This is a genomic window from Actinomadura rubrisoli (assembly GCF_004349215.1).
GTDB classification, from domain to species: Bacteria; Actinomycetota; Actinomycetes; order Streptosporangiales; family Streptosporangiaceae; genus Spirillospora; species Spirillospora rubrisoli.
Window position 1 is genome coordinate 1 of the sequence record NZ_SMKU01000013.1, and the last position, 15,137, is coordinate 15,137.

10 protein-coding genes and 1 pseudogene are annotated in these 15,137 nt (G+C 71.1%); 6 read left to right on the forward strand and 5 right to left on the reverse strand.

Features of this window, described 5'->3' with window-relative positions; all coding sequences use genetic code 11:
• Positions 1-362: hypothetical protein (locus E1298_RS05315; protein WP_207944453.1), on the reverse strand; the 362-nt coding region annotated here is incomplete at its 3' end.
• Positions 363-1,364: 1,002 nt separating this feature from the next.
• On the opposite strand from E1298_RS05315, the gene E1298_RS05320 reads away from it, so the two are divergent.
• Entirely contained in the window at positions 1,365-1,829 is a 465-nt protein-coding gene (locus tag E1298_RS05320) for a helix-turn-helix domain-containing protein (RefSeq protein ID WP_131889623.1), read from the forward strand.
• A gap of 78 nt (positions 1,830-1,907) precedes the next feature.
• Here the strand turns inward: E1298_RS05320 and E1298_RS49295 are convergent, their stop codons facing one another.
• The 3 genes and pseudogenes from E1298_RS49295 to E1298_RS05330 all read right to left on the reverse strand — a co-directional run bounded on the left by E1298_RS49295 (position 1,908) and on the right by E1298_RS05330 (position 4,568).
• A complete protein-coding gene (locus E1298_RS49295; protein ID WP_341770593.1) occupies positions 1,908-2,378 on the reverse strand; it encodes an MFS transporter in 471 nt (156 codons plus the stop codon).
• A gap of 130 nt (positions 2,379-2,508) precedes the next feature.
• Positions 2,509-2,724: pseudogene (locus tag E1298_RS51715) on the reverse strand (MFS transporter); the annotation flags it as partial.
• A gap of 164 nt (positions 2,725-2,888) precedes the next feature.
• Positions 2,889-4,568 carry a CocE/NonD family hydrolase gene (locus E1298_RS05330; protein WP_131889624.1) on the reverse strand — a complete coding sequence of 560 codons (1,680 nt, stop codon included), beginning with the start codon at positions 4,566-4,568 and terminating at the stop codon, positions 2,889-2,891.
• Between the two features lie 235 nt (positions 4,569-4,803).
• Here E1298_RS05330 and E1298_RS05335 point away from each other — a divergent pair, with 235 nt between their 5' ends.
• The 5 genes from E1298_RS05335 to E1298_RS05355 all read left to right on the forward strand — a co-directional run bounded on the left by E1298_RS05335 (position 4,804) and on the right by E1298_RS05355 (position 10,505).
• Positions 4,804-5,790, forward strand: a complete 987-nt coding sequence (locus E1298_RS05335; RefSeq protein WP_131889625.1) for an AraC-like ligand-binding domain-containing protein — start codon at positions 4,804-4,806, stop codon at positions 5,788-5,790.
• Positions 5,791-5,920: 130 nt separating this feature from the next.
• Positions 5,921-7,522: a bifunctional 3-(3-hydroxy-phenyl)propionate/3-hydroxycinnamic acid hydroxylase MhpA gene (mhpA, locus tag E1298_RS05340; protein WP_131889626.1), complete on the forward strand. Its 1,602-nt coding sequence runs from the start codon at positions 5,921-5,923 to the stop codon at positions 7,520-7,522.
• Positions 7,519-8,598 carry an alpha/beta hydrolase gene (locus tag E1298_RS05345; RefSeq protein WP_207944454.1) on the forward strand — a complete coding sequence of 360 codons (1,080 nt, stop codon included), beginning with the start codon at positions 7,519-7,521 and terminating at the stop codon, positions 8,596-8,598. Before mhpA ends, E1298_RS05345 begins: the two co-directional genes overlap by 4 nt.
• 6 nt (positions 8,599-8,604) lie before the next feature.
• On the forward strand, positions 8,605-9,450 hold the full coding sequence (locus E1298_RS05350) for a dioxygenase family protein (protein ID WP_131889627.1): 846 nt from the start codon (positions 8,605-8,607) through the stop codon (positions 9,448-9,450).
• Positions 9,447-10,505 (forward strand): maleylacetate reductase, encoded by a 1,059-nt coding sequence (locus tag E1298_RS05355; protein WP_207944455.1) that lies wholly within the window; start codon positions 9,447-9,449, stop codon positions 10,503-10,505. Before E1298_RS05350 ends, E1298_RS05355 begins: the two co-directional genes overlap by 4 nt.
• Before the next feature lie 130 nt (positions 10,506-10,635).
• Here E1298_RS05355 and E1298_RS05360 read toward each other — a convergent pair whose 3' ends face one another.
• Positions 10,636-15,084 carry an Hsp70 family protein gene (locus E1298_RS05360; RefSeq protein ID WP_131889629.1) on the reverse strand — a complete coding sequence of 1,483 codons (4,449 nt, stop codon included), beginning with the start codon at positions 15,082-15,084 and terminating at the stop codon, positions 10,636-10,638.
• Positions 15,085-15,137 lie beyond the last annotated feature (53 nt).

Genomic DNA, 15,137 nt, shown 5'->3' on the forward strand with positions numbered 1-15,137 from the left:
GGGTCCAGGAGATCGACCGGAGGGATGCGGGGCGGGGCGGTGATCAGGATGCCGTCGCCGCGGTCCTCGCGGCGGAACTCCCACCAGGGCAGCGCCCCGATCTCAAAGGCTTCGCGCAGTACCGCATGCGTCTGCCTGCGGAAGTGGGACCGGACGGCGTGGTCGCGATACCGAGGCCCGGACGCCACCACGTCCAGCGCCAGCAGCGTGGTGCGCGGCGCCGCTTCTGCCGGGCTGGTGAAGATGGCGGCCGGCGTCGCCTCGGCCCCACCGTCCGGGACGGCCGGCAGCGGATCGGGGCGGCGGCGCCGCGGACGGTCGGTGACCGACCAGAACAGGGCGGGCAGGGCAGTAGCGGTCATGAGCTTCCTCCACAGGCGGGCCCTGCACGGGCCCATTTCGGACGGGCGCCTGGCCCACCCGCTGCGGGGTGGGCCAGTGCGCGCCGGGATGCATGGCATGGAATGAGCCGGCCGACGGTCGTCGCGTCCCGCCGCGGCCGTCGGCCGAACGTCCCAGGGGGCACGTCGCTGCGGGAACCGGTTACGAACATGCCACCGGTGCCGCAGGCGGCGGAACAGGCCGCCCACATCCGCCCGCCGATCACCCGAGGTCATCCGGATGCGCGCGCGATCGTCCAGCGGGCCGCGCGATCGCGTCCGATCGCATCCGTTCGCGTCCAGCGGCGCAAGATGCCAACGGGCCCGCCGACATACGTCGGCGGGCCCGTCAGCACCCGCGTGAGGATCGGGTGTCGTTCCCGGCGAGACCTCCCGAACAGGCCCTGCCGCATACAGGTCGTCGCCCGTCAGACGGATCTCCGCCGGCCCCGGCAGGCCGCCCAGTCGCGAACGCCCTCCGAAAGCCACCACGAATGTGTCATATGACGTGGTGTGGCCTGTCCCATTATGACTGAACCGCGTTCTCATGTCCCACGATGCACGTGCATTAAGCAACTCTTCACTGATCCGCCACTGTCAGGTTTATAGCAATGAATCCCGAACGGCCCGTCTTCGTCCGCGTATGCCAGCTTTCATCCGGACGCAGCCGCGCCGGGGCCGCTGGCCTCGTCCGTCGCCCTCCTGACCGAGCTAAGCCAACATGGTGAAACATTCCGGTCACATCGTGATGAAAGCGGATATTTGGAAAACGTTCGCGCCGGACGCGCCTCTACACGAAATGATGTACCTGAGCGTCTTATTGACCGCATATCGATTTGTCGCTTGCGTGTAACTCCCCTGGACACGCCAGTCGCTGGAAACGTCCGCATACAGGAATCACCGGCGTGTGGCGGGGCCGTCCGGCGAGCACCGCCGGGCGGCCCCGCCGCACGTGAGAGTTCCTGTCCGTCCGAAGGAACGACCATGATCAACATCAAGTGGTGGCACAAGAAGAGCGTCGGCCCTGCCGGCACGCCCCGCCTGGACGTCGGCACCGCCACCCAGGCGAGTCCCGGCGTGGGCATCCTGGACGAGGACGCCGTCCACGAACCGCCCGCGGCCGGCTCCTCCAAGCCCGATCCCGCCGAGGTCCACACCGTGGCGCAGCTTCGCCAGGCCCTGATCCGCTACAAGTCCTGGGCCGACCTGTCCTACCGCGACATCGCCAAGACCTGCGACCACAGCCACTCCACCATCCGCACCGCCGCTACCGGCAACGGCACCACCCCGCCGCGGCTGGGGATCCTGCGCGCCTACGTCCGCGCGTGCGGCGCCGACGACACCGAAGTGGCCCACTGGGACGAGGCGTGGCGGCGCCTCAACCACACCAGCGAGCCCGCAGCCGATGGAACCACCGCTCCCGCAGGGCCCGTCCGGCACGGCGAGTAATCGGCCCCACCCGGCTCGGCCGGCATTGTCCGGGCCGACCCTAGGGGGCCTGTGGGTCGGCCCGGACGTGGTTGGGGGTTACCGCGCGGGAACGGTCGTCTCCTCATGGTCCAGGGACGGCTTCGGCGGGGAGGCCAGGCGGGGCAGGGCGAAGGCGACGAGCATGCCGAGCAGCATGCCCGCCGCGGCGAGGAGCACGGCGATGCGGCCGCCGTCGGCGATGGCGGCGCGCAGCCCTTCGCCGGTCCGGTCGCCGAGGTCGGCGTTGGCGATCGCGATCAGGACGGCGGTGCCGAGCACGCCGACGACGAAGCCGATCAGCAGGGTGGTGCGGGTGCCGATCCGGGTCGTCATGCGCTCACCGAGCTGGGTGCCGCCGGCGATCGAGGGGATGAGGAAGGCCAGGCCCGCCTCCAGGGCGGAGAATCCGTGCACGCTCTGGAAGAGGACCGTGAGGAAGTACGGAAGGGCGCCGAAGGTTCCCATGTAGATGGCCGTCACGACGACGCCCACCACCAGGTTGCGGTTGCCGAACAGGCGGAACGGCATGAGCGGGTCGGCGCTGCGGGACTCGATGGTCGTGAACGCCGCCGGTCGCCGTGAGGGCGCCCGGGATGTCGAACCGGCGCCTCTCGCGGGCGCGCGTGTCGCGCGGGATGATGACGAGCGCGGCGAGGGCGACGAGCCCGGCCAGGGGGACGTTGACGAAGAAGACGGCGGGCCAGCCGAAGCCCTGGGTCAGCACACCGCCGAGCAGCGCGCCCAGGGTCAGGCCGCTGGCTCCCGCGCCGCTCCAGGCCGCCAGCGCCCTGTTGCGCTTGGGGCCCTCCTCGAACAGGGTGTTGATCAGCGAGAGGGTGGACGGCAGGAGCAGCGCGCCGCCGTTTGGTCTTATGACGTAGCGACACCCCTAGTAAACGGGTTGATCGCACCGCAGTACGCCGGGGGGCGAGGTGATGGAGTATCAGCCTTCGGCGCCCGGAAATGAGGCGATTCGTCCTTCGCCCTAGGCAGATCGTTGTGGTGGTTCCAGACGATCGGTGGGGAGGGGCGTCCTGCTCATACGGGTGGCCTCGCGGCGGAGTCGTCGATGGGGATTTCGACATACGAGACGTGGTCCGGGTTCTGGACGAGGCGGATCGTCCCGGGGACGGCGTCCCGTGCGGTCTCGTCGATGGCGCGTCCTCCCGCCTGGAAGTTGGTCTGGTAGTAGCGGTGCGGAGGCCGGATGATCAGAGCGACGCGTTCGCCCGGCTCGATGCGCTGTGACACGAACGGGAAGTCGGTCAGGGTGACGGGGACGTTCGTTCCGGCCGGCCAGGGAGACGACCGCGTCAATGTGTCGCGGTAGCGGGCGCGGAAGACGGTCTCGCCGAGCAGCGGGATAGTGCCGTCGGCCCGGACGAGGTAGAGGCCGACCAGCAGGTCGAAGTCGGGCAGTTCGCTGGACAGCACGAGGTGCGCCCGGAAACGGCCCGACACGTCCATGGCGGCGCGCAGCGGCGAACAGGCGTACACGAGCGCGGTGCCGGTGTCGTCCGGCGGCAGCGCGGGGAGGACGAAACACTGGTCGGGCAGCGGCTCCTCCCGGTCCGGAGCGGCGGCCTCGCGTGGGTCGGCGGACAGTTCGGTGTCCTGCACATTCGAAGGCACGCAGGTGGACAGTTCGCGGTAGTGGCTCGCCGCCGGCCTTTCGGCCATCGGGTAGAGCGTCATCGACCCACGGCCTTGCGGGATCGCGTCGGCCGACCGCCACTGGTCTTCACCCGCGTGGAAATAGGCGACCCGCTTTCGCAGGAAGTCCGGCCTGGAGGCTTTGCCGAGGACCCAGCCATACCACTGGACGTGCAGGTCGATCAGGTCGATCGCGCTTTCCGGCGCGAAGGTGAGGCCGCCGAACGTTCGTGCTCCGCTGCGGGTGCCGTCGTGGTCCCACGGGCCGATGACGACCCGGTGGCGATCGGCGACCTCGGGCGGGACGGCGGCGATGTGCTCGTCGTGATAGCGCAGCGCGCCGAGTTGGTCGTCGTCGTACTGCCCGGTGATGGTCAGCACCGGAACGGTGATCTCGCCGTACTGCCGCTGCGTCGGGACGAGACGGGCCCAATAGGCGTCCAGGCAGGGATGCAGGAGCCATTCTTGGAACACTGGCAGGCGGCGTCCGACCGCCAGCAGATCGAGGTCCCGGTAGGGCCGGTTCCCGTTGATCTGGTCGTGGCTGGCCCTGTGCCATAACGCCTGGTCGGCGTGCGGTCCCTCGTTCTTGCGACGGCCGTCGACCAAGGTCAGCCAGCGGACGGTGTAGCGGAGCGGAACATTGCGCACCATCGGGAAGTCCAACCCGGGATACACCGCAGCGACGGGAGCGATCGCGCGCAGGTGTGAGGGGCCGGTTGCGGCGACAGCCCATTGCACGAAACCGCCGTAGGACCCGCCGTACGTGACGACGTCGCCGGTGCACCACGGACGCTCGCCGAGCCATTCGACGGCGTCATGCCCGTCGGCCCCGTCCGAGACGAATGGCGTGAATCGCCCGTCGGAATCTCCACGGCCGCGCACGTCGAGGCTGACGAAATTGAAGCCGTGCGCGGCGAATCGCATTCCGTCGCGGTGAAATCTGTCGGCACCGTAGGGCGTCAGGCTCAGCACGGTGGGTGCGGGGGAGAAGTCCGGTGCGTAGTGCAGCCCGCGCAGGACGCCGCCGCGCCGCGTCGGCACCTCGATCGTCAAATTGAACATCGGAGCTCCCCGGTCCAGTGAATGCGGCCGAAGTCAAGATCCCGGCGCGCCGCTTCGTGCACCTCTACCGGCACGTCCAAGCCGAGTAGGGCCTGAGCCCGCCGCGCCCCTGCCGTCCGAACTGGAGGTGCCGCCCGCCGACTCGGGACGTACCGGTAGAATCCCAGGTGAGAGGTGTCGGCGCGATGCGGCCGCGGCTCAAGTGTGGGGCAGGGTCTGCGGAGGCGGTGAGGCTATGGGCGCCCTCAAGCGCTTCTCGGTTCTGCGCTCCGCCGCCCTTGACGAGTTCAACGCGTGTGTGTCGCAGTACCTCACGCCGCATCGGCTGGTGCCCGCGGGCCGTGGCGGCGCCGAGATCCGGACCGACCTCTCCAAGGCCGATCTCGGTCCGCTTTCCCTGGTCTACGGGTGGCACCGCAACTGCGAGCTGAACGTCCAGCTGACCGAGGAAGTCGACTACTACGACGTCAACCTCTCGTTCGGCGGGTACAACCGCATCCGGTACGCCGCCGACGAAGTCCTCGTCGACCGCTCGACGGCGGCCATCATCTCGCCCCGTATGCGGGTGGGGATGCGGCTGAGCACCGACTACCGGCAGCTGCACGTCCGGATCGAGCGGTACGCCCTGGAACGCCGCCTTGAGGAGCTGCTCGACCGCTCGGTGCCCGCGCCGATCCGGTTCCAGCCGGACATGGACCTGCGCAGGCCCGCGGCGAACTCGTGGCTCCAGGCGGTCCGGCTGCTGGTCCGCGACCTCGACCAGCCGTCCGGGCTCACCGCCCACCCGGTGGCCGCCGGTCCGTGGGCGGGCATGCTGATGACGGGCCTGCTGCTGGCCCAGCCGCACACTTATTCCGAGCAGCTCGCCGATCGGGGCATCGGTGAGCACCGGCCCGCGCCGCTGCGTCGAGCGATCGCGCACATCGACGCCCGTCCGGAGGAAGAGCTGCCGATCGATCGGCTGGCCCAGGTGGCCGGGGTGACCGCCCGGTCCCTGCAACGGCATTTCCGCGAGCACGTCGGCATCTCGCCCCGCGAGTACGTCCAGCAGACACGGTTGGCGCGGGCACACGACGAGCTGCGGTCGGTTCGGCCGGGCTCCGGCGTCACCGTGGCCGAGGTGGCGTTCCGGTGGGGGTTCACCCATCTGCCGCGTTTCGCCGCCGCGTATCACGCCCGTTACGGTCAGTTGCCGTCCGCGACCCTCCGCGCCGGGACGTAGTCGCCGGGCTCCTCGCGCAACCGTTGTCGCCTGCTGGATCGCGCTGTCGTTCCCCGGATAGGCCCTCCGGCCCGCCGAGCCTACCGTCGTCCCATCATGCGGGGGCTTGGCTCGAAGGGACGTTTCAACCGTGAGTTTCGACTGCGACGTGGCGATCGTGGGCTACGGGCCGACCGGGCTGGTGCTGGCGTCGGCCTTGGGCAAGGCGGGTCACCGCGTGATCGTGTTCGAGCGCTGGCCGGGCCTGTACGGCCTCCCGCGCCTGACGCACATCGACGGCGAGACCGCCCGGATCATCCAATCGGTCGGCGACATCGACCACGCCCTGCGCGACGCCTGGCCGATCCCCGACTACCGCTACCTCAACAGTGCCGGTGAGCTGCTGGTCGAGCTGGACTGGCGCGGCAACAGCTGCGGCTACGCGAGCCACATCTCGATGTATCAGCCCGACATCGAGGACGCCATCGACATGCACGTGCGCGCCACCGGGAACGTGGAGGTCAACCAGGGCTGGTCCGTGGGCAACGTGCACCAGGACGGCGACAGCGTCCAGGTGACCGCGCGTCCATGGACCCAGTCGCGCACCGGGCAGTGGTCGCACAGCGGCGAGGAGCGCACCGTCACCGCGAAATACCTGGTCGGGGCGGACGGGGCCAACAGCTTCGTGCGCGCGGCCCTGGGGATCGAGCGCACCGACCACGGCGTCCACGACCGGTGGCTCAACATCGACACCCAGCGGCTGCGCCCTCTCCCGGAGCGATTCGACCGGCTCACCCAGTTCTGCGACCCCGCTCGGGGCCACATGTACATGCCGATCGGGCGCAGCCGCCAGCGATTCGAGGTGGCCGTGCTGCCCGGCGAGGACCCGGCGGCGTTCGAGGAGCCGGACTACGCCTGGACCTGGCTGCGGGACCGGCATGGCCTCGGCCCCGAGGACGTGAAGATCCTCCGCCAGGTGGTCTATGTCTTCCAGGGCCGCATCGCCCAGGCATGGCGGAAGGGCCGGACGTTCCTGGCCGGCGACGCCGCGCACACCACACCGCCGTACATGGGGCAGGGCGCGTGCTCGGGCATGCGCGACGGCATCACCCTGGGGTGGAAGCTGGACCTGGTGCTGCGCGGCCGCGCGGACGACGCGCTGCTGGACACCTACGAGACCGAGCGCCGGCCGCACGCCACCGCCCTCACCGAGATCTCCATCGCGCTGGGCAAGGTCGCCAATACCCACGACCCCGCCGAGGCCGCCGCCCGCGACGAGGCGTTCCGCTCCGGCGACGTCCCGCCCCCTCCGCCGTTCCCGACCATCGGCGCCGGTGTCGTCCACACCCGTCCCGACGGCACCCCGGCGCCGCTCGCCGGGACGCTGGCGCCGCAGGGCGTCATCGGCAGGGGCGCAGACCAGGGCAGGTGCGATGACGTCATCGGCGGCGGGTTCAGCCTGATCAGCCGTGAGGACGCCCGCCGCGCGCTCACCACCGACCAGACGGCCTTCCTCGACGCGCTCGGCATCCGCTGGGCCTGCCTGGCGGCCGGGTCCCAGGACACCGTCGCGGACATCGATGGAACCTACGCCGCCTACCTCGATCAACACGGGGTGGACGCGTTCATCGGGCGACCGGACTTCCACCTGTACTGGGCGGGGCGCCTCAGCGACCTGCCGCCGGTCGTGGACGGGCTGCGCGCCCGGCTGTCCTGGACGGCCGATCCCGCTCCGGTGGAGGCGGGCGCGTGAGACTCACCGGCACCCCGGCGCCGGCGGACGCGCTGTGGCGGGCCATGCCGTCGACGCGGATGCTCGACTGCGGCATGCTCTACGCCGACGTGCTCGCCCTGCGCCAGGCGACCGAGGCGGGCGATGCGTGGGACGGCGCCGCGGAGGCCCTGGCGGCCGGGCAGCTCGCGCGTGCGGACGCGGCGCGGACCGAGGGCCACATCGTCACCGCGGTCGAGGCATACCGCGCGGCCGCCGCCGACTTCCTGTTCGCGCAGATGGCGTTCAACTTCGACACGCCGCGGAAGATCGAGCTCTACGCCCGGTTCACCAGTGCGATCACCGCCGCGGGTGCCCTGCGCGCCCCCGCGTGGGAGCGGGTGGAACTGCCGTTCGCCGGCGGCCTCCTGTTCGGCTGGCTCGTCCGTCCGGCCGTCCCGGCGGCGGGCACGGTGATCGTCTTCGGAGGGCAGAGCGGATGGGGCGCGGCCTACCAGCGTCAGGCCGACGCGCTGGCGGCGCGCGGACTGGCGGCGCTGCTGGTGGAAGGTCCCGGCCAGGGGGAGACCCGATGGACCGGCGGGCTCCTGCTGGACTCCGACGTCCGCGCCGCGTACAGCACATTCGTGAGCCACGTGCGCGGCCGTCCGGAACTCGGGTCCGGCGTGGGCCTGTGGGGCAACAGCCTCGGCGGGCTCTACGCGGCCACCACCGCCGCGTCCGACCCGCGAGTCTCGGCGGTGTGCGTCAACGGCGCACCCGCCCGTCCCCGCCTGCTGGAGTTCCGCACCTTCACCGAACAGGCGGCCGCCATGCTCGGCACCACCGACCCCGGCGCGATCCAGCGCAACCTCGACCGGATCGCGCTCACGTCCGCCGACCGGATCGCCTGCCCGCTGCTGGTGCTGCACGGCGGGCACGACCCGATCGTCGCCCTCGCCGACCAGCAGCCGTTCCTCGACGCGGCCGGCGACGACGCGGCGATCCGCATCTGGGACGACGGCGAGCACACCATCTACAACCACGCCGACGAGCGCACCGCGTACGTGGCGGACTGGTTCGCCGACCGGTTCGCGCGGGCCTTCACCAAGGAGTGAGTCCCAGTGGACTTCAACGAGAGTACGGCCCTGAACGCTGTGCTGGACAGCTTCGACGGTGCCGCCGATCCGCGCACGAAAGAGATCCTCCTTGCCGTCGCACGGCATCTGCACGCGCTGGTCCGGGACCTGCGTCCGACACTGCACGAATGGGAGCAGGCGATCGCGTTCCTCACCGCGGTCGGGCACAAGTGCGACGACACCCGGCAGGAATTCGTCCTGCTGTCCGACGTGCTCGGCATCTCCATGCTCGTCGAGACCATGAACGCCGACCCGGCCGGGACCGAAGGCACCGTGCTGGGCCCGTTCCACATGGTCGAGTCGCCGGCACGGGAGAACGGTGACTCCATCGACCTCCTCGGCACGGGTACTCCATGCCTGGTGTCCGGCACGGTCACCGACACCACCGGAAACCCGATCGCGGACGCCGAGATCGACGTGTGGCAGTGCGACGAGCACGGTTTCTACGACGTGCAGCAACCCGGCGTCCAGCCGCCGGGCAACGGCCGCGGCCTGTTCCGCGCGGACGATCAGGGCCGTTTCTGGTTCCGTACCGTGGTGCCCAGCCATTATCCCATCCCGACGGACGGTCCGGTCGGCCGGCTGCTCAGCGCGGCAGGCAGGCATCCGTACCGACCCGCACACGTGCACTTCATCGCCGATGCCCCCGGATACCGGCCGGTGACCACGCACATCTTCGTCGCCGACAGCCCCTACCTCGACAGCGACGCCGTCTTCGCGGTCAGGAAGAACCTGATCGTGGACTTCACCGCAGACGGCCCGGACGCCGCAGCACCGTACCGGCGCGCATGCTTCGACATCCGTCTCGCCGAAGAGGCCACGACACGGTGACCGACGAGTTCGCCTACGACGCGCTGCCGATGCGCGTGATCTTCGGCGTCGGCGCGGTACACCGGCTCGCCGAGGAGACCCGGCGCCTCGGCATCCGGCGGGCCGTAGTCCTCGCCACACCCGGGCAGGCAGGCCTCGCCGAGCAGGCCCGCGGCCTCCTCGGCGGCATTGCTGCGGGGTCGTTCGTCCAGGCGCGAATGCACGTGCCGGCACACACTGTGGTGGAGGCCGGACAGGCCGCGACCCAACTCGGTGCCGACGGCTGTGTCGCGATCGGCGGAGGATCCACCATCGGCCTGGCCAAGGCACTCGCGCTACGGCACGGGCTGCCCGCCGTGGCCGTGCCCACCACCTACGCGGGATCGGAGATGACCCCGATCTGGGGGATCACCGACAACGCCCGTAAGCAGACCGGCCGCGACCGCGCCGTGCTGCCCAGAACCGTCATCTACGACCCGGAACTCACCCGCACCCTGCCCGTCCACGTGTCGGGGACCAGCGGTCTCAATGCGATCGCCCATGCCATGGAGGCGCTGTATGCACCGGACGCCTCCCCGGTCATCTCCGCTCTGGCCGAGCGAGGGATCCGCGACCTCGTCCGAGCGCTCCCGGCGATCAAGGCCGACCACACCGACATCACGGCCAGAAGCACCGCTTTGGAAGGCGCTTGGCTGTGCGGCGCGTGTCTGGGAGCGACCACCATGGGCCTGCACCACAAGCTCTGCCACGTCCTCGGCGGCCGGCTGGGCCTGCCCCACGCCGAAACCCACGCGGTCATGCTGCCGCACGTCGCCGCATTCAACCTCACCGCAGCGCCCGCCGCACGCGATGCACTGCGCCGAGCCCTCGCCACCGTCTCACCGGCCCGCGCACTCGCCGAACTCGCCGTCCGACTCGGCACACCCCGCACGCTCAAAGACCTGGGCGTCACCGGACCGGCCTTGCCCGGCGTCATCGACGAGGTCCTCGCCCACCCGTACGCCAACCCGCACCCTCTCAACCGCGAGTCGCTGCGAGCCCTCCTGCAGAACGCACTGGACGGGAGCGCCATCTGAACCCCCCACTCCAGCACCCCGACCGCCCGCGCAACAGCCGCAACCTGCCCCGCCGCGAAACGCCTCCCATGCCCAGAACCGCCGGGCGGGCGCTGCTGACCTTGCTCCTGCGTCCCGGCGTGCCACGTTCCTATTGGCCGGGGCTTATGTCGAAGCCGGCTCCCGTGAGGAGCGGGGCGAGGTCGTCGATCGTGATCGCGAAGGCGATGTCGGGCCGGCTGGGAGGGCCGGTCAGGACGCCCACCGCCTCGCCGAGATCGTTGAGCAGCGGGCCGCCGGCGGCCGCAGGGGGGAGGGTATGGCCGGTGCGGAACAGGTTGAGGTTCTGTTCCGGGAAGGACTCGAACGCGTCCACCACGCCGGGGATCAGGGACTGGTCGGCGGGGTCGGCGGCGTACACGCGGTCGCCGATCCGTACGAGCTTCGCGTGTCCCAGCCTCAGATGTGGCGCCGCGACGGGGGCGGTGAGCTGGAGGACGACCGTGCTGAGGTGCGGCGAGTCAGGGGTGAAGACGTGCTCGACCGCGTGCGTGCCGACCTGGGTCCGCACGTGGACGTCCTCGGCGGCGCCTTCACCAAGGCGCCGCCGGTCGGTGATCACCAGGCGGTCTGAGATCAGGAAGCCGCTGCCGCCGGCGCCGATCTGGACGAGTGCCGATCGCAGGTGCGGAAGGAACGCCTCGGTTCGCGTGGTGTCCAGCACGACGGTGTCCAGCCGGTCGGCGTTGTCGGCGAGGGCGCGCCGGTACTCCTCGGCCGCGCCGGTCTCGGCCAGGCAGTGCAGCCAGCGTCGCACGTCCTGGACGTCGTCCAGCCGGTCCGGCAGGTCGGTGCGCGCTTCGAGCGCGCGGACATAGTCGCCCGTGGCGTGCCGGCTCCGGAATCGGTGCCGCGGGTCGGCCGCGGAGTCGGCGAGCCGGGTCAGCACGGTGTTCCACAGCCTCACCTGGGCCAGCCCGGACCGCAGCCGGGCGACGCTGTCGTCCAGCATGGCCTGAAGGTGCCTGCCCTCGGCGAGGTCGGCGTCCTCGCGACCGAGGTAGGACCGCGCGGCGGCGACCAGGTCGAGCATGGGCGCCCGCAGCCCCAGCAACTCGGTCTCCAGCTCGGTCGGGGCAGGACCGTAGATCTCCGCGAGCACCCGCTCGGTCGCCTCGTCGGGCCGGCCGCGCGTGGCGCGGTGGTCGCCGAGCCGCGTGCGGAACTCCCGGAGGATCGCCTCGGGTTCGGCGCGGTCGGCCTCCTCGACGAGCCGGGTCAGCTCGTCCCGGAGCCGCGCCGCCTCCCGCCGCCTCGCCTCCCGGTCGATCTGGGCCCGGTGCCGCTCGGCCAGCACGCTGATCTCGTCGGGGGAGAGCAGGGTCGTGTCGCGTATCTTGATCGACTTGCGGCCGCCGGTCTTCTTGTTGATCGCGGTGACCTCCAGGACGCAGCTGGCGTCGATGGCGAACGTCACCTCGATCTCAGGCTCGCCCTTGGGCGCGGGCGGGATGTCCAGCCCGAACTGCCCGATCTTGGACTCCGGACGGAGATCGCCGTTGAACACCTCGATGTGGACGCCGTCCTGGTCGTCCCGGGTCGTGGTGTACATGCCGTTCTGGCTGATGGGGATCTTGCTATTGGCCGCGATCAGCGGGGAGAACTCCTCCGCGCCGGGCTCCGGGGAGATCTTGATTCCCAGGGCGATCGGGGTGACGTCGAGCAGGACGTGTTCCTTGAGCACGCCGCTGAGGACGGCGGCCTGCAGCGCGGCGCCCGTCGCCACGGCTGTCCGCGGATCGGCGAGCACCGTGCGCCGAAGCCCGAAGACGTCCTCGACCACGCCCGCCACAAGGGGCGACAGCATCGGGCCGCCGACCAGGACGAGATGGTCCGGCTGCTCCCGCAGCGCGGACCTCAGGCTCTCGCAGGCGTCGCGGAGCCGTTGAAGCCGCTCGGCGAGGATGCCGGCGAGTTCCTCCCGGTCCAGCCCCAGGTGGAAGCCCGGGTCCCCGTTGAATCCGGGCAGCGCGTACTCGGCCTCATGCTCCGCGGACAGGCGGATCTTGAGGGTCTCGGCGGCGATCTCCAGCCGGAGCCGGTCCTTGCCCTTGGCGGGCACTTCGATGCCGTCCCGGACGAGCCGGCCCTCCAGCGCCGTGGCGACCGCCGCGTCGAAGTCCTTGCCGCCGAACGCGGTGTCGCCGCTGACCTGGTGCACGTCGTAGACGTCGTCCTCGACGTTCACCGCGCTGATGTCCAGGGTGCCGGCGCCGAGGTCGACGACGACGACCTCGCCGGTCAGCCGCCGTTGCCGGGTCGCGGTGATGCACGCCGCGGTCGGCTCGTGGATCAGCCGGGCCAGCTCCACCCCGGCGATCTCGCAGGCATTGCGGGTCGCCCGTTTCTGGTTGTTGCGGAAGAAGGCGGGAATGGTCAGCACGGCCCGGGACCGTTCGAGACGGACGTCGTGATCGTCCCGCAACGCCGCCAGCCATTCGCTCCTGACCTCGGTGAGCTCGGCACGCGCCAGTTCGCCCACGCGCTCCAGCACGCGCTCGGCGAGGAAGTCCTCCACCATTTCACGCGCATGGGCGATCAATCGGGCGGCCACCTCCTCGGACCGGTAGACGCGGCCGCGGACGCGGTACTTTGTCAGGCCGCCGATCCGGCGCTTGGCGGCGCTGATGTGTCCTTTCACCCAGCTCGCGAGCATTTCTTCCCCCACGACACCGACACGTTCGTTGCCGTCCTCGTCGACGCTCAGGGTCGACGCGAAGTACGGGTGTCCCTTCCAGGGGCACAGCACCGGCTCGCCCTGTTCGGTGTCGTAGATGGCGGCCGCGGAGGTGGTGGTGCCGAGGTCGAGCGCCCAGATACCGGCGTAGCGCTCGTCGATCTCGCGCCGGGCCCTGGCCACCCACTCGGCGGCCCCCTCCTCGAACGCCGCCCGGTCGTCCGCGCTGAGCAGCTCCAGCCGCCGGCGTGCCTGCTGCTCCAAATGCGGCGGGACGAGAGCGTCCTCCGTCAGCCGCCGGAGCTCCTCGAACCCGGCCGTCCCCCGTCCGCGGACCTCGATGGCCCGCAGGCACAGTCCGACGAGCCGGTCGGTGTCGCCGCTGCGGCGCAGGCAGTCGATCAGCCGGACGTCCTCGATCGCGTCGTCACCGCGCCATTCGATCAGCAGGCGAGCCGCCTCGGCCGGACGGCCGGCCCGCAGGTAGAGCGCGACCGCCTGTTCCGAGCGCCCGGCCCCCGCGTACAGCTCCGCCGCGCCGACCAGGTCGCCGCCCGTCTCCCGGGCGGCCGCCCGGGCCTTCCAGCCGTCGGCGTCGCCGCGCAGCACGCGTTCGGCCTCGCCCAGCCGGCCGGCTTTCAGGTACAGCCCGTGCGCGCGGTACAGATCACCGCCGTCCTCGGCCTGCTGCGCGGCCGCGACGTGCTCGCCCGCGCCTTCCTCGAACCTGCTCCACCGCAGCCGGACCTCGTCCCGGGCGTCCGCCGCGGCGTCCTGGACCGCGGCGCGAAAGTGCAGCCGCCCCGCCGTCACGATCGCCTGGCGGCGGGCGGCCAGTTCCGCGCGGCGCCGCGTCAGGGCCTCGGTCGGTTCCGCGGCCCGGTCGAGGCACTCGATGACCTCTCGCGCCCGCGTGACCGCATCGGCGAACCTCCGTCCCTCGACGAGCGCGTCGACCTCCGGCCACACCTCCGCGGCCAGCCGTTCGAGCCGGGCCGGACGATCCGCCGGGCACGCGTCCAGCGCCTCGCCGATCCGACCGAGCCGCTCGTGGCACTCGCTCACCCGCTCCCACCGTCCCGCGGCCTCGAAGAGGGGTAGCGCCTCGGCCCACTCGCCGGCCCGGAACAGATACTCGGCGGCACGCTCCTGCAGATCGGCGAGGCTCGCGTCGCCCTCGCTGCGCGCCAGCTCGATACCGGCCCGCACGTCCTCGATCCGGGGCGACCCCGCACAGCAGCGCAGCGCCTCCTGCCGTTCGGCGGGCGTCTCCGCCAGCCGGACGGCCCGCGCGCCATGACCAAGGAAGGCGTGCACGGCGAACAGATCCGGCACCGACGACTCCGGCAGCCGCGCGAAGAACGCGTTCCACAGCTGCTCGTCCCGGCTCAGGGGCGACCTCCGGACATGTGCCCGCAACGCGTCCGCAAGGACGTCGCGATCGAGCAGCCCCAGCTCCTGCCAGCGGTTGAGTCCGGTGACCAGGCGGTCGGCGTCGCCCAGGTCGGCCAGCAGCCCGGCAAGCCGGTCCAGTGCGGTCCGCTGGAGATCGGGAAGCCTCAGCCGCGTGGCCGCCTCGAACGCCACGGTCAGCACCTTGGTGTCATTGCCCGAAGCGAACGCCGCAAGCCGTTCCCGGTCCCCGGGCCGGAACACCGACGCGTACACATCGGCGGGGATACGGCCGTCGAACTCGCTGAACAGGCGGCTTGCGACCGGCGGGTCGTCTTCTAGCGCCTGAAGGAGAACACGGACGTAACCGCGCGCCGCCTTCTCCATTCCCCTGCCGTTGAGCGAGGTCTCGGCGAATGCGGCCTCCAGCTTGCGCAGCCGCCGATCCCGACTCCGTCCCAGCCCCGGCATGGCCGCCACCTTCCAGATCTTCAGATGTGCAGTACCGCTGATGCTACAAAGCC

Coding starts and splice junctions, on each gene's coding strand:
- E1298_RS05320 (WP_131889623.1), top strand. CDS start 1,365: ATGATCAACATCAAGTGGTGGCACAAGAAGAGCGTCGGCCCTGCCGGC.
- E1298_RS49295 (WP_341770593.1), bottom strand. CDS start 2,378: ATGCCGTTCCGCCTGTTCGGCAACCGCAACCTGGTGGTGGGCGTCGTC.
- E1298_RS05330 (WP_131889624.1), bottom strand. CDS start 4,568: ATGTTCAATTTGACGATCGAGGTGCCGACGCGGCGCGGCGGCGTCCTG.
- E1298_RS05335 (WP_131889625.1), top strand. CDS start 4,804: ATGGGCGCCCTCAAGCGCTTCTCGGTTCTGCGCTCCGCCGCCCTTGAC.
- E1298_RS05360 (WP_131889629.1), bottom strand. CDS start 15,084: ATGCCGGGGCTGGGACGGAGTCGGGATCGGCGGCTGCGCAAGCTGGAG.